Origin of the sequence: Rhizobium sp. M10 (genome assembly GCF_002531955.1) — a bacterium.
GTDB classification, from domain to species: Bacteria; Pseudomonadota; Alphaproteobacteria; order Rhizobiales; family Rhizobiaceae; genus Rhizobium; species Rhizobium etli_C.
On the sequence record NZ_NWTA01000028.1, the window covers coordinates 42,405 to 60,428 of the forward strand.

Annotated in this window: 16 protein-coding genes and 1 pseudogene; 11 read left to right on the forward strand and 6 right to left on the reverse strand. The window is 59.5% G+C overall.

Going from position 1 to position 18,024, the window contains the following annotated elements; translation table 11 throughout:
* Nucleotides 1–214: 214 nt before the first annotated feature.
* The 5 genes and pseudogenes from CO671_RS34325 to CO671_RS33895 all read left to right on the forward strand — a co-directional run.
* Nucleotides 215–474: pseudogene (locus CO671_RS34325) on the forward strand (toprim domain-containing protein); the annotation flags it as partial.
* 387 nt (nucleotides 475–861) lie between these two features.
* On the forward strand, nucleotides 862–1,128 hold the full coding sequence (locus CO671_RS29025; protein WP_004676093.1) for a hypothetical protein: 267 nt from the start codon (nucleotides 862–864) through the stop codon (nucleotides 1,126–1,128).
* Nucleotides 1,125–1,523: a type II toxin-antitoxin system VapC family toxin gene (locus CO671_RS29030; protein WP_008536014.1), complete on the forward strand. Its 399-nt coding sequence runs from the start codon at nucleotides 1,125–1,127 to the stop codon at nucleotides 1,521–1,523. The genes CO671_RS29025 and CO671_RS29030 overlap by 4 nt, the downstream gene beginning before the upstream one ends.
* Before the next feature lie 604 nt (nucleotides 1,524–2,127).
* Nucleotides 2,128–2,451 carry a DUF736 family protein gene (locus tag CO671_RS29040; protein WP_004676095.1) on the forward strand — a complete coding sequence of 108 codons (324 nt, stop codon included), beginning with the start codon at nucleotides 2,128–2,130 and terminating at the stop codon, nucleotides 2,449–2,451.
* Nucleotides 2,452–2,796: 345 nt separating this feature from the next.
* Nucleotides 2,797–2,964, forward strand: coding sequence for a hypothetical protein (locus CO671_RS33895; RefSeq protein WP_004676096.1), 168 nt, complete (start codon nucleotides 2,797–2,799; stop codon nucleotides 2,962–2,964).
* 82 nt (nucleotides 2,965–3,046) lie between these two features.
* Here CO671_RS33895 and CO671_RS29045 read toward each other — a convergent pair whose 3' ends face one another.
* A complete protein-coding gene (locus CO671_RS29045; protein WP_012489498.1) occupies nucleotides 3,047–3,352 on the reverse strand; it encodes a WGR domain-containing protein in 306 nt (101 codons plus the stop codon).
* A 503-nt stretch (nucleotides 3,353–3,855) separates the two neighbouring features.
* Here CO671_RS29045 and CO671_RS29055 point away from each other — a divergent pair.
* Nucleotides 3,856–4,338, forward strand: coding sequence for a hypothetical protein (locus CO671_RS29055; RefSeq protein ID WP_010066437.1), 483 nt, complete (start codon nucleotides 3,856–3,858; stop codon nucleotides 4,336–4,338).
* Nucleotides 4,339–4,496: 158 nt separating this feature from the next.
* A complete protein-coding gene (locus CO671_RS29060) occupies nucleotides 4,497–4,766 on the forward strand; it encodes a type II toxin-antitoxin system prevent-host-death family antitoxin (protein WP_009990963.1) in 270 nt (89 codons plus the stop codon).
* Between the two features lie 8 nt (nucleotides 4,767–4,774).
* On the opposite strand, the gene traG is transcribed toward CO671_RS29060, so the two are convergent.
* From traG to CO671_RS29075, 3 genes are read right to left on the reverse strand one after another with little or no spacing between them, the layout of a single operon-like run.
* Nucleotides 4,775–6,694 carry a Ti-type conjugative transfer system protein TraG gene (traG, locus tag CO671_RS29065; RefSeq protein ID WP_097608817.1) on the reverse strand — a complete coding sequence of 640 codons (1,920 nt, stop codon included), beginning with the start codon at nucleotides 6,692–6,694 and terminating at the stop codon, nucleotides 4,775–4,777.
* Nucleotides 6,685–6,924: a conjugal transfer protein TraD gene (locus tag CO671_RS29070; protein ID WP_009983795.1), complete on the reverse strand. Its 240-nt coding sequence runs from the start codon at nucleotides 6,922–6,924 to the stop codon at nucleotides 6,685–6,687. The genes traG and CO671_RS29070 overlap by 10 nt, the downstream gene beginning before the upstream one ends.
* Nucleotides 6,914–7,201, reverse strand: coding sequence for a TraC family protein (locus CO671_RS29075; RefSeq protein WP_012489501.1), 288 nt, complete (start codon nucleotides 7,199–7,201; stop codon nucleotides 6,914–6,916). Before CO671_RS29075 ends, CO671_RS29070 begins: the two co-directional genes overlap by 11 nt.
* Nucleotides 7,202–7,374: 173 nt before the next feature.
* Between CO671_RS29075 and traA the strand changes: the two genes are divergently transcribed.
* A complete protein-coding gene (traA, locus tag CO671_RS29080; RefSeq protein WP_029875464.1) occupies nucleotides 7,375–12,051 on the forward strand; it encodes a Ti-type conjugative transfer relaxase TraA in 4,677 nt (1,558 codons plus the stop codon).
* A 103-nt stretch (nucleotides 12,052–12,154) separates the two neighbouring features.
* Here traA and CO671_RS29085 read toward each other — a convergent pair whose 3' ends face one another.
* Nucleotides 12,155–12,625, reverse strand: a complete 471-nt coding sequence (locus CO671_RS29085; RefSeq protein ID WP_012489503.1) for a hypothetical protein — start codon at nucleotides 12,623–12,625, stop codon at nucleotides 12,155–12,157.
* Nucleotides 12,626–12,692: 67 nt separating this feature from the next.
* A complete protein-coding gene (locus tag CO671_RS29090) occupies nucleotides 12,693–13,706 on the reverse strand; it encodes a class I SAM-dependent methyltransferase (protein WP_010007887.1) in 1,014 nt (337 codons plus the stop codon).
* 289 nt (nucleotides 13,707–13,995) lie between these two features.
* Here CO671_RS29090 and CO671_RS29100 point away from each other — a divergent pair, with 289 nt between their 5' ends.
* The 3 genes from CO671_RS29100 (at nucleotide 13,996) to CO671_RS29110 (ending at nucleotide 17,580) form a co-directional block, all read left to right on the forward strand.
* Nucleotides 13,996–14,847, forward strand: coding sequence for an AraC family transcriptional regulator (locus tag CO671_RS29100; protein WP_157214064.1), 852 nt, complete (start codon nucleotides 13,996–13,998; stop codon nucleotides 14,845–14,847).
* Nucleotides 14,848–14,917: 70 nt separating this feature from the next.
* Nucleotides 14,918–16,171: an MFS transporter gene (locus CO671_RS29105; protein ID WP_029875465.1), complete on the forward strand. Its 1,254-nt coding sequence runs from the start codon at nucleotides 14,918–14,920 to the stop codon at nucleotides 16,169–16,171.
* Between the two features lie 2 nt (nucleotides 16,172–16,173).
* Nucleotides 16,174–17,580 carry a hypothetical protein gene (locus CO671_RS29110; protein ID WP_012489507.1) on the forward strand — a complete coding sequence of 469 codons (1,407 nt, stop codon included), beginning with the start codon at nucleotides 16,174–16,176 and terminating at the stop codon, nucleotides 17,578–17,580.
* Nucleotides 17,581–18,024 lie beyond the last annotated feature (444 nt).

Here is an 18,024-nt window from a genome sequence, read left to right on the forward strand (position 1 = left end):
GTAAATGTTACGGCCGCTGGGGCCGATTTCAACGCCATAGGCAGGAAAGAAGATACGTGCATTCCAGCCTCCAAAAATTAAAATTAACGATCATGATAATTAGAAGTCAACGGTGCGTTGATTAGACGTCAGCCCGTCAAAATGTAGAGGCTGCGCCAGCATAAAGTGAGTTCTAATCGCGGGCTACCCAGCCCTTCGAGCCGGCCGGCGCTGAACCGCCAATCACCTTGCCGCCTTCCGACTGCCCGATGGCTGCCGGCGTCTCTACATCGCAGCTGACGTCGATGCGGCCGGCCGGCACGTATCGAGGGATTGAGCTGCCGCGCCCAGGCGCTGGGGATCCTGCCGCTAGTGCTTGCCCCGGAGCTCGGCGACTTCAACGAGGATCTGCGCCGGCTCAGCCCGGAACGGCTCATCGCTAATCTCAGGGCGCAGCTCGTTCTGGAAAACGCTCTGGCCTTTCTGCCCGCATGATCGAGCCGGACGGGGAAGGTGAGGGCGTGAGGGCCTACAGGATGGCCGGTCTCTGCCGGTCGCCGCACGGGTAGGCGCCCGCCCCGCGGGCCTGCCGAGAGGCGACCCTTACCATGCGGCGGGCGGGCCTTCAGCGGGTCGCTCAGGTTTCTTCCCCTGGCTTCCCGCCGCAATGACGACATGCTCTCGGTCATGCCGGCTGGCGTCGTCATCTTCCCCGGCTCCGGCATTACCGGCAATCTGGCCGACAAGGCTCGCCGACTTGGCATCTCCGTTTGGCAAGCGGCGGGAGATGGCGCGTAAGCGCCATCTGTCCATACGGCTGAAGGAGATGCTTGCATTTCGTAAAAATTGTGTACACATTTGCCGTTGAAACGGAGCTTCGCCATGACCCAATCTCGGCAGCAGATACCATCTCCCCGCCGTGTCGGCGTGCGGGAATTTCGCGGCAACCTGACGTCTTTCCTCAAGCAGGTCGAAGACGGCCAGCGGTTCGTCCTGACGTCCCATCACAAGGTTGTCGCCGAAATCGGCCCGCCGTCAGCCGGCGTCGTCATGCGGAAACCAGGCGCGTTGCGCGGAAAGATCAAAGTTGCCGATGACTTCGATGGTCTGCCGGCGGATGTTCTGAAGTCCATGGAAGACGGGACGTGAGGCTGCTGCTCGATACACATGCCTTGCTGTGGTGGCTGAACGACGACGAGAAGCTAGGGAACCATGCGCGTCGCCTTATCGGCGATCCCGAGAATGATGTCCTCGTCAGTGCTGTCTCCCTTTGGGAAATCACTGTGAAGCTGCGCATCGGCAAACTTGATGCCGATATCGAAGAGATTGTTGCGATTTTGCCGGATCAAGGTTTCGACCGGCTGGATATCTCGGACGCGCATCTTATCGCTCTCGCTGCTCTTCCACTTCATCACCGCGATCCTTTCGATCATCTGCTCATGGCGCAAGCCGTGGCGGAGGGAGCGTATTTGGTTTCGGACGATCAAAATGTCGCGCTTTATGGCATTCCGTTTGTGACTTGCTCCGATCCTGTTGCCTTGTGATCTCACCGAGCTTGGCTCCGCGGATGAAGCCGGCTCAGATTGTTCCGGGTGCGTGTTTGCCAATGGCGATGTACCTGGCGACCCATCGGCGGCTCAGGTGCTTGGGAGCGGGCACGTTTGGGGAAGATCACTCATTCGACACCCGCGTGAACAGCTTCACCCGGGATTGGAGCACGGTCTGCAGACGGCAATGCGGTGCCGCGGCGACCTCGCCGATCAGCAGAAATGCTATCGAGGTGCTCACAGCCTGCCGCAGCCGGGAGTGGGCGAGGGATTATGTTGATCGACATGCGGGCGAAGCGTCCGTGGAGTGCGCGGCAATATCCCCCAGTGCTTGGACCAGGGGGCCATGATGGTTTGTCGCAGCCTTCGATTGCCCCGAACCATTCCCGTTTTATGTCGCTCATATAGACGACCGCCTGCTTTTGCGGCCAACCCCTGAAGGGGTAAGACTCGCCCGAAATTTTTGCAAAATTCGATTTCGGTTCGCTTGTCCTGGTGGAAAATAGAATTTTGCAAAATTTTCAGGCGAGCTGACCGCAGCAGGTCGGCCGTCTCTTCGTGCGCCATCGGGAATGGTCCCGAGCAACCGGAGACAACAACCATGGCCACCACGATCGCAACGCTCACGCAGAAGACCGACGGCATCCTCGAAGGCGTCTTCGCCACGATCCGGGTCAACGCCCCGATCGCCATCGTCCCAAATGCCAGCAAGGCAAGCGAAGAAGCGCCCGACTACCGCGTCATTCACCGCAAGACGGGCTTCGAGATCGGCGCCGCCTGGAACCGCATCGCGCGGCAGACCGGCGAGGAATACCTCTCAGTGAAGCTTGAGGCCCCCGAGATCGGTGTGATCTTCGGCAATCTCGCACCGGCACCCGGCGGCGATCCGAGCAAGAAGGTGATCCTCTGGAACAGCCCGAACTGAAGAACAAAGCGAGCGGCCCCGAGCAATCGGGGCCGGCTTCGTCGTATCTCAAGTTTTGCGCGCAATAGCGGGATTGAAAGCGGGCATCGAGCCCGCTTTCAATCCTCCTGTCGTGCCACACGAGACCAAGGACCCTGTCTGCCCAGATACTTGAAGTCTGCCGTGAGGCTCGTGCCGCCTCAAGGACTTCGCGGCCCCTCCAATTTTCAGCCGGCGCCCTGAAGGGCACCGTCAGAAAATCGGTTCCTCCGCTCGCCGGCTCCGCCGGTCGCTGACGCGATCCTTGACCCGGCCCGATCCTCACGACCCCGGGCGTCATCTTTCACATTTCAGGAGATGACGACGATGACGATTGCACTCGAAATTCAGGTTGAGGAACTGCGGGCCGAGCTCAGGAACGCCGATCCGGCTGAGCGCCGCCAGATCGAAGCGGAGCTGGAGATCGCTCGGGCCGAACTGAGGGTGGCTATCGCCGAGCAGGAGGGCGCCATCGACGCCGCGCCACCCTTCTGAGGCGCGGCGTTTGCCTCCTCGCCTGGGCCGGCGCGCCGGATCGACCGGCGCGTCGACCCGAAGCTGCGCTTCACGCCGATAATCACCGGCAAGGACCAGGAAGACTTCCGCGGACAGCCCGGACCATGGGTTCCCGTCCGGCATTTGTGTTCGGCCTATAGCCGCGCGCCCGTTTTGATCGGAGAAGTTCGAGGAACATACGGACTGCATCCTCCTCTCTGTCGAAGTGATGCACCATGGCTTGTCCGATCGTTCCGATGCGTCCCCATCGCCGCGTCAGGCAAGGTGTGCCGAACAACGTCGGTTCGATTGCGAGCGCGTAGAAGCGCGCCATGTTTTTCGTCGCGTCCGTGCGTTCGATGTAGAGCTGATAGGGTTGAGTGAGCATGACGGAGAGTCGCCTCTTCCAGCTTTTGCGTCTAACGACACTTATGAATCGATCGGCCCACACCGATTCATTTTTGTGATGATCGTCGAAGCCGAAGATCATGGATTTGGGCGAGCCGGCCAATCGCCTGCCGGGTGCTATTCGCTCCGCTCACGGAGCCCGAACACCGTCTGCGCCTCCGGTCACGCCCCCTCTCGCGGAATGACGTGAGCGAATTGCCTAGCCGCAGGGCGGGGTTCTATCCTCGACACCTGCTGCCGGCTCACGCCGGAAACGGTCGCGTCCCCTTCGGGTCCGCGGGTCTCTTCTCTCTCTGACGTCCAATTTTACTCCAGCAAATCCGGCGTCAAGGACGGCGCGTCTCCCCCAATTTTTCCGCTGCTGCGTTTCACTGCGCTCTGGAAAAATCGGTTCCCCCGCTTGCGAGCCGCGTTCCGCGGTCCTTGACCCCTCTTTGCAACAGAGTGGCCGATCTCCGTCATCAAGATGAAGGAAATCACATTGTGACAACCGATCAGAACCTCATGCTCTACACCAAGCTTGCCGGCTTCCGGCTCGTCGTCCTGGCAAACCGCTTCGGCTGCGACAGCGATTTTTCACGAGAGCTTCACGATCGCCTGGTTGAGGGGCTCGACGCGGCAATCGATCGGATCCGCGTCATCATGGAATTGGAAAGAAGTGTTCTCATCGGGGAGGATGAATTCGCCGAATATCAGCTGGAGGGCGAGATCGAGATTTTCGGGCGCTTCACTATCAATCTGCTGGACGAACTCGAATTTGATTACGACACGCGTGAATTCCGCGTCAACGGCGGCGATTGGATGAGCGCTTGGGCTGCCGACGACACTGGCGTCGATATCAACTATCCTGAGCTCGTTGCGCTGATTGCGGACGAACTCGGCTCGCTGGCGCCGATCATCAAGGATATCACGTTGGCAACTCGCATCCCGGTCTATGCGGGGCGCGCCGTTTGGTCATGGTGGTAGCAGCACCATCTCACATATTGAGAGGCGACAGACGAGGTTGCCTCTCAGTTGCCGATGGCCCTCAAGTGAGCCGAGGAAGGACGGCTGCGAAGTTTCACAACAATCACAGTAATGTTGTAAATGCTGTAAATCCCAGCGATAGCAACAAGGAAGCCCATATGCCGAAGCCAAGCGGGACGTATTCAACCAGTGACCTCTCACGTAAATCCGGCGACATCATCGTCGAGGCGCTGCGCCATCCGGTGACGATCACCCAGCGGAACAAACCCCGGCTGGTTCTCCTCAATATCGAAGATTATCAGCAACTGATCAGGCAGGCAGACCGACGCACCGTCGGCACTATCGAAACGATGCCCGACGAGCTTTTTGCCGAACTCGAAAACGCCGTCGACGCCTATGCCGGCGAGGACGAGGTGGGCCGCTCATAAAACCACGATCATAGCACCGGTTTGACGAAACGATTGACCTTAGCTGCCTGATCCATCTCCTTTCGCCGGAAGTAGATCGCCCGGCCGCAGCGGATCGGACTATGCCCCTGGACGATGATGATCTGCTCGTCCTTCCTCATCGACTGGGTGATCTCGTGCGGCATGATCAGCGGCCGGCGCTGGAAGTTGACGTTCTCGGATCTCCTGGATGCATTGTTCTTCGTGTCCCAGCCGATGTTGCGGGAACTGCCCTTCACTTCCACCGTCATCTCGCCACATTGCGCAGAGACGTTGCGCGCCGTGTCGAGCGCCTTGATCGCTGCGTAAGAGGCGAAAGCGCAGCCATCGATCCATGACGTCGCGCCATCCTTCCCGAAATGCCGCTCCAACTGCCCGACCGACTGGTACATCAACATCATCGAGATGCCGTACTTGCGGCCGCGGTCGCGCGCCTCCTCGAGCACCCTCATGTAGCCGAGCAGATCGACCTCATCGAGCATGAACAGCGCCCGGCGCTGGAAGGCGCCGTCGGCCTGCACCATGGCGTTGATGAGCGAGCCGATGATCACACGAGCGATGCCCGGATAGGAGCGCAGGATCGATGCGGAGATGTTGAGGAAGACGTCCTTCTTGCCCGAAACGATATCACTCGATTTGAAGGCATTGCCGCAGACGAGCGCGGCATAGCTGTCGAGCGACAGCCACTGGGTATCCTTCGATGCTGTGGAATAGACGCCCGAAAACGTCTGCTCGGTCATGTTGGTGAAGACGCCGAGCGTTTCGCGGATGAAGGCCGAACCGGAATGCTCCTGAATGTCGCGCAGCATAGCGAGCACCGAGGGCTCCGGTTCGGAAACGATCTGGCGGAGACTGCGCAAGCTTCGCCGGCCCTCATATTCGGGCGAGAGCATCACATGGGCGAGCAGACCGGTCAGGAGGTTGTGCGCCTGGTTCTGGAAGTAGGATCCCGTCGAGATTTCGAAGCGAAGGCTTTCCGACAGCAGCATATGGGCAATGCCGACGATGTCCTCTTCCTTTTGCTTGGATGCTTCGATCCCGTCGAGCACGTTGAAGCCCATGATCGGGTTCGTCGGATCGAGCACCATGACCTCGCGCTTGAGGGCGCGGGCTCGGTGTCCGGCCACCATTGGTGCGACCTCGGTGGAGGGATCGAGGCAGATCAACGGCCCGCTATAGCGCAGCGCCGTCGGGACGACGTTGCTGGTGGTCTTGTATCCGCCCGATCCCGCGAAAAACAGCATATGGGTGGAATCGAAGTCCTGTCTGTAGGTGAGCAATGGCGCCTTCCCGCCCTGTCCCCAGGTGCTACGATCGTTTGCATCGAAGGGAAGCGCATGGACGATTTCCTTGTCGACCCGATAGCGCTCACCGACGACGATTTCCCCTTCCGGCGGAAACAGTTTTCCTGCTGCCGTCATGGGCAGCCAATCGGCATCTCCAAATATTCCACGCCGGGCACGTTTTATTTCATCTGGGACGACGACGGAGATGCGGGCCGACATCGCCACTGCCATGAAGCCGGCGACGGCGGCGATGACTGCGACCATATCAAGATAGGACAGCGCTCGATCCCATGTGATCACTTCGGCCTGCACAGCAGGTGCAAGCCGGCCGAATTCGCGCAGCGCATAGAACGCGGCAACACCGAGAAAATACAAAAGGCTTGCCATGGCGACCGGCCTTCGCCGATGCAGCGGCAAGGCCCAAACTGTCAGAAGTCCGGCAAGAGGTCCGAACAGTAGAGGCGGCACAGGTGCTGCGCGCAGGAACCAGTGTTCTATCTTCCCGGACATGCCGGCGGCGAGTCCCGGCCATCGCCAGCCAACAATGTAGATTGTGATCGTGGTGACGGCGATCGGTACCAAAACGAGTAACAGGCTCGGATGCGGTTTCCCTCTTAGGCCCATCTTACTTTCTCCTCGAGATGCGATGAACCGTTCCTCAGAGAGGAGACCTTGAAAGCCTCTTCGCCGATATCGCGCAGCCGCCGATGCTCGATGGAGCCTGGGACGAGCCTTGCCATTTCTATGAGGCCGCCGAGCAGGAACGCCCGATCCGCCTTCGATAGCCCGGCTTTGACGACGATCCCGCCGAGCAGGATCTTTTCGCGCGTGTCGCGCTTGCGGTCAGCCGTCATTTGGAACCTGCCCCTGCGCTCCAGCGCCGCTATCTGCTGGTCGACGCGTTTGAGGAGTGGGGCCAGCGGCGCCTTTCCTTTCCCCCTTCCGAAATCGCGCGGCGATTTCCTCGATGATCCGATCGATCTCCTCGTCGGCGATCTCCATCTCCGCCAGCCCGGTTCTGGTCGCGGCGCGGGCAAACCGCTCGGCCGATTTAACTATCAACAATCGTTTGCGTTCGCGCAGCTTTTCGATCTGGGCGTCGAGATCGGAAATCGATGATTTTGTCGCCATTCCTGGTTCCTTTTCTGCTTTGATGTCGAAGGGGCGATTATACTAACTAGAATAAAACAGTAAAATGCGCTACCGTGCAACCAGAAAAGCGGCATCGGCCCTTCGGTCCGATCTGTTTGAGGGCGCAATATACGTCGCTGTCGCGACGTGCTTGGGCCAGTCTGGAGACGCCAGTGGCGATCATGTTCGTCAGAGCGCAGGTGATCAGCAGGGGATCGGGACGCAGCATCGTCTCGGCTGCCGCCTATCGCCACCGCGCCCGGATGATGGACGAGCAGGCGGGAACGTCGTTCAGCTATCGCGGTGGGGCGGGCGAACTGATGTATGAGGAACTGGCGCTGCCGGATGAGATCCCGGATTGGCTGCGGTCGGCGATATCAGGTCAGTCCGTCAGCAAGGCCAGCGAAGTGTTTTGGAATGCCGTTGACGCCTTCGAGACGCGGGCAGATGCGCAGCTCGCCCGCGAACTGATCATCGCGCTGCCGGAGGAGCTGACGCGGGCCGAGAATATCACGCTGGTGCGCGAATTCGTCCGCGACAATCTCACCTCGAAAGGAATGATCGCCGACTGGGTCTATCACGACAAGGACGGCAACCCGCACATCCACCTGATGACGACGCTCCGGCCGGCGACGGAGGAGGGGTTCGGGGCAAAGAAGGTTCCAGTGCTTGGTGAGGGTGGCAAGCCGCTGCGTGTCGTCACGCCGGACCGCCCGAACGGCAAGATCGTCTACAAAGTCTGGGCGGGCGACAAGGAAACGATGAAAGCGTGGAAGATCGCCTGGGCGGAAACGGCCAACCGGCATCTGGCGCTGGCCGGACATGACATCCGCCTCGACGGTCGCTCCTATGCCGAACAGGGCCTCGACGGGATCGCGCAAAAACATCTCGGGCCGGAGAAGGCGGCGCTGGCGAGGAAGGGCAGGGAGCTCCACTTCGCGCCGGCCGATCTCGCCCGCCGCCAGGAGATGGCCGATCGGCTGCTTTCAGAGCCGGAGCTTTTGCTGAAGCAGCTCGGCAATGAACGCTCTACCTTCGACGAGAGGGATATCGCCAGGGCGCTGCACCGTTACGTCGACGATCCCACCGATTTTGCCAACATCCGCGCCAGGCTGATGGCGTCGGACCAATTGGTCATACTGAAGCCGCAGGAGATCGAGGCAGAGACAGGAAAGGTGTCGGAGCCCGCGGTGTTTACGACGCGGGAGATGCTGCGCATCGAATACGACATGGCGCAGTCGGCGCGGGTTTTGTCGGAGCGTCGCGGCTTCGGTGTTTCCGAGCGGAATGTGACGGTGGCGATCGAACGCGTGGAGAGCGGCGATCCAAAGAATCCGTTTCGGCTCGATGCAGAGCAGGTCGATGCTGTCCGTCATGTCACCGGTGATGGTGGCATTGCCGCTATTGTAGGCCTTGCCGGCGCCGGCAAATCGACGCTGCTTGCTGCCGCACGTCTTGCCTGGGAGAGCGAGGGACACCGGGTGATCGGTGCAGCCCTTGCCGGCAAGGCCGCGGAAGGGCTGCAAGACAGTTCCGGCATCAAGTCGCGGACGCTTGCCTCCTGGGAACTGGCCTGGGGCAATGGGCGCGATACGCTCCATCGCGGTGATGTGCTGGTGATCGACGAGGCCGGCATGGTGGCCTCGCAGCAGATGGCCCGTGTGCTGAAGATTGCCGAGGAGGCTGAGGTAAAGGTCGTGCTGGTCGGCGATGCGATGCAGCTGCAGCCGATCCAGGCCGGTGCTGCCTTCCGGGCAATTACCGAACGCATCGGCTTTGCAGAGCTTGTCGGCGTGCGCCGCCAGCGTGAGGCCTGGGCACGTAATGCCTCGCGGCTGTTTGCCCGCGGCGAGGTCGAGAAGGGCCTCGACGCCTATGCCCGGCATGGCCATCTGGTCGAGGCAGGGTCACGCGAGGAAACGATCGATCGCATCGTCTCCGACTGGGCTGCTGCGCGCAGAGAGGCAATAGAGCGATCAACGTCTGAGGGCGGGGATGGCCGCCTTCGCGGTGATGAACTGCTGGTGCTCGCCCACACCAACGACGATGTTCGCAAGTTGAACGAGGCGCTGCGATCGGTGATGACGCAGGAGGGAGCGCTCAGTGAAAGCCGCAGCTTCCGGAGCGAGCGGGGCGTACGGGAATTTGCCGCCGGCGATCGGATCATCTTCCTGGAGAACGCTCGCTTCCTTGAGCCGCGCGCCAAGCACTCCGGGCCACAGTATGTGAAGAACGGCATGCTCGGCACCGTCGTCTCCACCGGCGACAAGCGTGGAGATCCGCTGCTTTCGGTTCTGCTCGACAACGGCCGCAAGCTCGTCTTCAGCGAAGACAGCTATCGACATGTCGATCACGGCTATGCCGCAACGATCCACAAATCGCAGGGCGCTACCGTCGATCGCACCTTCGTGCTGGCAACCGGGATGATGGACCAGCATCTGACCTATGTGTCGATGACGAGGCATCGCGACCGCGTCGATCTTTATGCGGCCAAAGAAGATTTTGCGGCAAAACCTGAATGGGGACGCAAGCCGCGTGTCGATCATGCCACGGGTGTGACCGGCGAGCTTGTCGAAACCGGCGAAGCCAAATTCCGGCCTGATGACGAGGATGCCGACGACAGCCCTTATGCCGACGTCAGGGCGGACGACGGAACCGTCCATCGGCTTTGGGGCGTGAGCCTGCCGAAGGCACTCGAGGAGGCCGGCATCCAGGAAGGCGACACCGTGACGCTCAGAAAGGATGGTGTCGAGCGGGTCAAGGTCCAGATTGCCGTAGTCGACGAGAAGACAGGTCACAAGCATTACGAGGAGAGGGAGGTCGATCGCAACGTCTGGACGGCCAGCCAGGTCGAGACCGCTAGCGCACGACAGGAGCGCATCGAGCGGGAAAGTCATCGGCCGGAACTCTTCAATCCGCTCGTCGAACGCTTGTCGCGCTCCGGTGCCAAGACGACGACGCTCGATTTTGAGAGCGAGGCCAGTTACCGCGCACACGCTAACGACTTCGCCCGGCGCCGCGGGCTTGATCATCTCTCGCTTGCCGCCGCCGAGATGGAGCAAAGCCTTACCCGGCGCTGGGCGTGGATTGCCGCAAAGCGGGAGCAGGTGGAAAAGCTCTGGGAGAGGGCAAGCGTGGCGCTCGGCTTTGCCATCGAGCGGGAACGGCGGGTCGCCTACAATGAAGAGCGGAGCCAGACGATGGTCGAAGCGACGTCCAGTGACGCGCGAACTGCATCCCACTCCGTCTCGGGCGCAAGTGCTGCTGAAACACGCTATCTGATCCCGCCGGCCACGTCCTTTGTCAGCAGCGTCGAGGAGGATGCGCGGTTGGCGCAGCTTGCGTCGCCGGCCTGGACGGAGCGGGAGGTGATCCTGCGGCCGCTGCTGCAGAAGATCTACCGGGATCCGGATGCAGCGCTCGTCTCCCTGAATGCACTGGCGTCGGATATCGGGGTCGCACCCCGCAGGCTCGCCGACGACCTTGCGGCAGCCCCTGGTCGGCTTGGCCGGCTGCGTGGCTCCGAGCTGATCGTCGACGGACGCGCGGCGCGTGAAGAGCGCAATCTCGCTGTCGCGGCCGTGAAGGAACTGCTTCCGATGGCCCGTGCCCATGCGACCGAGTTCCGCAGGAACGCCGAACGGTTCGAACTGCGCGAGCAGACGCGCCGCGCGCATATGTCATTGTCGATCCCGGCGCTCTCCGAACGCGCCATGGCACGTCTGATGGAAATCGAGGCGGTGCGCAGCCAGGGCGGGGACGATGCTTATAAGACGGCCTTTGCGCTCGCCGCCAAAGATCGATCGGTGGTGCGGGAGATCAAGGCGGTGAGCGAAGCTTTGACGGCCCGCTTTGGCTGGAGCGCATTTAGCGCGAAGGCGGATGCGATCGCTGAACGCAACATTGTCGAGCGCATGCCGGAGGACCTGACGGATGAATGGCGCGGAAAGCTGACCCGCTTGTTCGACGCCGTGCGACGCTTTGCCGACGAGCAGCACCTCGCCGAACGTCGGGATCGTTCGAAGGTCGTCGCCGGCGCGAGTGCCGATTTGAGCAAAGAGCCAGGGACGGAGAAAATCATCATGCCGCCCATGTTTGCCGCCGTCACCGAGTTCAAGGTTCCGATCGACGACGAGGCGCGATCTCGGGCTCTTGCTTCGCCTGTCTATCGCCAGCAGCGTGCGGCACTGGCGAACGCGGCAACGACAATCTGGCGCGATCCGGCTGAAGTCGTCGGCAAGATCGAGGAACTTCTCCAGAAAGGTTTTGCCGCCGAGCGCATTGGAGCCGCGGTGACCAACAATCCTGCCGCCTATGGTGCCTTGCGTGGTTCGGATCGCCTGATGGACCGGATGCTGACCTCTGGCCGAGAGCGGAAAGAGGCTGTGGCGGCCGTGCCGGAAGCTGCAGCGCGCCTGCGCGCGCTCGGTGCGGCCCACCTCAATGCCCTCGATGCCGAACGCCAGGCTATCACGGACGAACGGCGGCGCATGGCGGTTGCCATTCCAGCTCTTTCGAAAGCTGCGGAAGAGGCGTTGGCGCACCTGACGGTCGAGGTGAGCAAGGACAGCAGGAAGCTGAGTGTTTCCGCCGCTTCCCTCGATCCGGGCATTGGCCGGGAGTTTGCCGCTGTCAGCCGAGCGCTCGACGAGCGCTTTGGTCGCAATGCCCTCGTCCGAGGCGATAAGGATATCGCCAACGTAGTGCCACCGGCGCAGCGCGGAGCTTTCGCGGCGATGCAGGAGCGGCTGAAGGTCCTGCAGCAGACTGTCCGCCTGCAGAGCAGCGAGCAGATCATAGTGGAGCGGCGCCAACAGACCGCCAACCGCAGTCGCGGCATCAACCTCTGAGGGTCGGGAAAAAGAGAGCGGACAAATGTATGGTTGATTGAAAAAGCACTATCACCCGATTGTCCGAAGATCGATCTTTCTTTGGGTGGCGAAGCGGACGAAATTATTGTGCATCCGTTCCGCAACGGTCGTTGTAGAGGCGATTGCAGGTTTCACCAGATCGCGTGCTGTCTGCGTGAAGCCACTCTATAGCCCCCTCGGACACGGACGTGGCCAGAAACAAGCCTGCTTCCAGCAGCGCGCGGATGCCACAGAAAGTGACGAGGTCTCGCGCTGAAACTGTGAAGAACAGGCTTTCACTGGTCGGCCTTATGATCGCGCCTCCACCTTCGAAAGCTAGAAGTCTGTCAGGTCCCACGGAGACGAGGGATTGGTAGAAGTCCTCGATTTGCGTGCAGATCTTGTCGGCAACGTGCTGCGTGCGCGAGATTGCGACACACGCCTCGGCGACGTGCACGCACTTTGGAACATCTTCCTCACCCGCGAATGATGGCGCTCGTGGCAGGACCAGATGCGCGTTGCACGGCGGGCTCAGCTCAACGAAGTGACGGACTTCGCCAATTGATTTCTTCATGCTGTTCCTGCCTGTTCGTGAAGACGTGACGCAGTTGCGCTCACGCGACGGTGAAGATGAGGAATCGCTAAAGGGTCCAGGATCGCCCCGATAGCCGCCTTGCCTCGGATTCCGGATAAAGGCGGTAGGGAAGGTCCGCATAGACATATTCTGCCGGAATCGCGGGTGGGGACAGCTTCGATAGGAATAGGTCGAGATTCTGCTGACTGTTGCTGGAGACAAGCGTGTAGAAATTGCCGCTGTTCCAGGTGACGAATGAGTGTCCAAAGAACCGGCGTAGTGTTTCGCTCATCTCCGAAAGGGTGACTTCGTTTCGATCCATTCGCGTCAGCACCGTCTCTTCCTTCGCGCGAATATCTGACGCGCTGAAGAAGCGAGCTTTGAAGCTATGGTCCTTCTGGCGTTCCCGCCGCCGATATTCCTCGTCGTCTTCATGCCTGAACTTCTCGACGAACATGAAGAGCCCGTTGGTCTTGAGATGCTGCGAGACGAAACGGATCTGATCGAAGCGATTTGGCGAATACATCTGGAAAGTCGTGTCCTCGAGGATGATATCGAAACCGCTGCCAAACTTTCGGAGCTTCACGTCTTCTTGGACCCTTTGCGATGTCAAATGATGAAATGGTCCGTGAAAAAACATGGCATGAGGAGGAACGCCATAGGCATAGAAGCTTCTAAGGTTTTCGACGTTGGGACTGCATGACAGCGTTTCTATCCTGCCCTTGCCAAGTTCGCCGATCACACGAGCCATCGTCCCCTCGGCTGTACCTAGCGTGTAGAGTTGCAGTTGACCCTTTCTGGCCCGCGCGTATTTGAGGATCGCGCCGCCTATGCGGCACTCCTCTTCGAGGCGGTAGGGTATGCTGCTCAAGTAGTGCTTATCGAATGGACCTCGGCGCAGCGGATGAAGGGCTGAAAAGCGCCTGAACGTCATGTCCACTGGAAACAAGCGGCGATCGAGCTCGGGCGGACGGATAGGCATTCCGGCCTCACCGGATGCGGTGGTCGAAAAAAACTCAGAAAGCTCGTTAAGGCGAGGGGCGCGGTCGCACTCCTCAATGAAGTCGGCAAATTCACGCATGCGAAAGCCTGCCTTTCTCTCGCACCATCGCGTTTTTGGGATTCAGGAGGGAAATCGCGCATCCCGAAAAGATTGTGCCGTCAGCGATGATGTCGGCAGAAGATGATCGCGAACGTCATGTTTTCGCATCCACGATTTTGATTGGTTTTCATGAAATTGACATGAAATTCGACCTGAGGTTAAAGCCTGGCTTGTTGACAACTTGGGGTGAGGTAGGGTCGCTACCACACCGGTTTTTCAGGGGAGCAGCTTTCGAGTGGGGATCATTCCATCAATTCACCCCGAGAGGATGAAAAAGTCACAAGGGGAGATCATTCTTCACCAGCAAGGCCTTTGGAGCCATGCCCGCGCAGATGTCGTTCGCCGGCGCAGTCTCGGGCGACAGGTTATCGACGTTGTCGCGGATGACCACCTGATCTTCCTCAACATAAGGGGTACGGCGGCATCCGGCGAAAATTTTGTGGACGGACGAAGAGTCGAGTTCAGTCCGCGTCCAGACGGCTCGCTTGTTTACATTCCGCCCGGTTGCCATTGGAGCGGTTGGGATGAAGGCGATGCTGAGGGTTGTTATCTTATGATAACCGTGACGCAGGATTTTTTTTCCAACCTCACGACCAAGCTCCCGCGCGTAGGCACCTTACGTCCGGAGCTTGGATTTAGAGATCTGCCAATCCAATGCTTGGCGCGGCAGATTGCCGGAGAACTTTCACACGACGATTCCGTAGGGAGTCTGATCGTTGAAGGGCACCTAGCGGCTATCTTCGGACTTCTGCAGCGCCGCTCCGGCACATCTGGCAGATTGTCTCGAGGAGGATTGTCTCCTACGGTTCTCAAGCGGGTGATAGGGCGAATTGAAGCTCACATCGATCGACCTCCGAGCGTGCGCGCTCTGGCTGAAGAGGCGGGATTGACCTACGAGCATTTTTCCCGCGCTTTCAAGCAGTCGCAAGGCTCGACGCCCTATGGCTTCTATAACCAGCGCCGGCTTGAACGCGTGACCGACCTTCTCCGCACAACTGCGATCAGCGTGACCGAGATCGCAATCGCCTGTGGCTACTCCAGCGGGAGCCACCTCTCGACCAGATTTCGCCGAGAGACGGGATTTTCCCCTGCCGAGTACCGGGCGCTCTGGAAAGAATAGCTGGTTCTGGACGAGAGATAATATCAAATTCATGAAAGCCGCCAGCTATTCAGAAGAATAGCATGTCCCCATGAACCTGCCAGTAGGGAGTGTGGATGAAGTGGGCGCGACAGAAAGCAGCGGCATGGGGTATTATGCCTCTCGCGGCATCTATCTCTTCTGTGTTCTGGCGTCGGCCACCGGCCGCAATGTCTACTTCGTGCTGGCGGCATGGGTTGCGACAGATGTCAGCAAGAGCACGAGCGCTCTCGCCATCCTTTTGGCGCTCGGCAGTGCCGCCGAGTTGCTCACCAGCAATGTTGGTGGGGTTCTAGTTGATCGATTTGATCGTCGCTTCGTCTGTATCGCTTGCGATTTATCCAGGTTGATCCTCATATTTTCAACGGGCATTGGTCTCTCGTTCGGTCACCCACTTGATGTTCTTTGCCTATCGTGGACCATCTTCGCGTTCCTCGACAGAACCTATTCGACTGCGCTGCAGGCCATCATTCCAGACATCGTTCGTCCTAAAAACCTCACTTCATTCAATTCGGCGTCTTATATTGCGATGCAGGCGGGCAATCTCATCGCCGCCATCGTCACCGGGTACAGCTTAACCGCCATCGGGATGAATCTGACGTCGATCCTCCCTGGCGCCTTTTTCGGCCTATCACTGTTGGGGCTGCTGGCACTCGGCCGACTGCCGCTTTCTCGTTCTCGATCGGATTTGCAGGCAAAGAGCATTCGTCGGATGGATCTGTTGCCGATGACCTTCGTCGTTCACTCACTGAAGACCACCGCCGTCATGTATGCGTTGACCTATGCGATGGGCATGCTTGTGAGTGTATTGGGCGCCGCATATGTCACCCGTGAACTCATGGGGTCGGCGCTAGAGTTCGGTTATCTCGAGGCAGGTTGGGCCCTCGGTTCGATTGCGGGCTGTTCAACCCTTCTTCTCAGAAGGGCGCGTTCGCGACGACAAAGCATCCTCTTCCAGTCGGCGCTCGCTGGCATTGTTCTGTTGGGCTTTCCTGTTTTCCAGAGCTTTTTGTCCGCGCTCGTTCAACTGGTGTTGCTTGGCTTCTGCTACAATGTCACGCGAATCCTGATCGATGTACGGGTTCAATCGACTGTTTCGATTGACATGTTGGGGCGGGCGCGAAGCCAGATCCACACGATCTGTGTTTCGATAGGGCTTCTTGCGTATGGCATCATCGGGACGATCGGAGACGCAATTCCACCTTCGGGGATTTTCGGCCTCTTCGGGGCGCTGATGGTGACCGTCGCGCTCTTCTTTCACTTTAACATGGATCGGGGAGCGCCGGTGGAAAGGCGGTTCGTCTGAGGATGGAGACGTCGCCCAATAGTGACCTGGTTTCAAAAGGTGAGGTGTTGGCCCTCATTTTTGAATTATTCCCTTGGTTGCGTCAGTTTGAGCAGGCATCGCTGAACGACTACGCAAAGGCGGCTTTCTCGGTTGGATCGGATCAATCGGGGTGCGTCGCGCGAAGCCAGGCAATGTCTCTATTGCGGTCACGCGTGGCGGCCGTCGCGCAACGTCAGGGTTATTCAGCAGGGGCCGTGACGCGCTTTCAAGCCGAAATCGAAGTCGCTCCGGTGCTGCAGTGTGGCCCCCACCTCCACCTGTTGATCGAGCCTGACGCATTTTACACCCATCTGTTCTCCCTGATGGGACTTCGCGCGCATGGCAGGACATCCTATATCTCCTACGCTTGCTCGACAGTGAAGTTCGTAGAACGCGGTCGCAAGGGTCCGGCCTGGCTCCACGTCGATGGCGATGCAGTCAATGTCTTCGGCCTGTCGCGCAGCAAAATGATCCCCTACAGCATTCTTGGCAGAAACGGCTGCTACAGATTCCATCTTCAAAACGTCGACAGGCCCGGTGATGACTCGGAGGCAATTTCCTACTTGCGAGACCTTTTGCCTCTTGGCGAATTCCAGTCGGCGGCAGAGGCGATCAAAGCGGCAAATCTTTGCCTCTGGAAGCGGTATTCTGAGAGCCAGGTGGACTTTCTTCAGCTTGATGATAGCGACGTTGCCGATCTGGTCGCGGACCACCTTTCCGATGGCCGGTCCTGGCTGCGAGCCTCGTTGATCGAGGACCGAGCATTCGCGATGCGCCTCATCCATTTCATCGATCAACTCGCTGACACGGCTTGGCGAGGCTGGCTGAAAAACTCGACGCATTTTTTCTGGGGCTGCATTGAAGGGCGGCTTTTTCCACTTTGGCTGGATGGCAGGGTCCTCCGGTCGAAGGAGACAGATGATGTCTGTGTTGAATTCTCGCCGCCAAGTCTTGTGGAGGCCCTGAGAACTGGCCGGATCGTTCCGAACCTTCTGCTGATGTTCATCGTAACGTCGATCCTGCCTGGCGTGCGTGTCCTGGGTGGAAGTCGGCATACGATCTATTATCCGTTGATGCGCTGGGCATTCTGCGAGGCGTTGAGGAACAACCATCGTGACACACAGCTTCTCAACGCACTGTCAAAGGACGAACGGCCGGGGGTTTGGGGCCATCGCATCATCTCCTCGCCGTGCGAGCCATTTTCGCTGTTGAATGCTTTTAGCCGTGGGGGAATTGAAACGCTTCTCGGGCAGTTCGGCAAGATGAGCATTATCGACGCTTGCGGGCCCCTTTCCAGCTTCACCCAGGACCCCCTATGGGCGGAGCTTGCGGTAGCCTATTCCTCCGGGAGAGTGGGCAGACAATCCTCGCAATGGGCGTTCCGCTGATCGCACCTCCTTTGGTTTTCTGACCACTTTACCGCCCGAAGCGTGACCTCTCGCTTTTGAGACAAGTGTCCGCGCGTAAAGCGAAGCTATTGAATCTTGTAAAGAATTCGGTTGCGCGGCGGGCGGATTTCAACTAACTTTGGCAGCGAGGCAGTACGCGCTGCCTTGGGGATTAGAACCCCCTGTTAGCGGTTGGTGTCGGCCGATTCGGCGCCACACTCCTTGACCTTCGGTCGAGGAGCCTGTGGCGTATGTCCAGGTTCCTCGGAACTAAAGGCCACAGGGCCGTCTAGCACGGTGTTCTAACTCCCCGATCAGTGGGTTGAGCGAGTTATTCCGCGGGGGCGCACCGCGTGAAACTCTCCATCGGGGTGTCCACCATGAAGCGCTATGCAGCAGCACAGGTCCGGACTTCGAGGCCTGCGCAAGCCGAACAGTCGAATG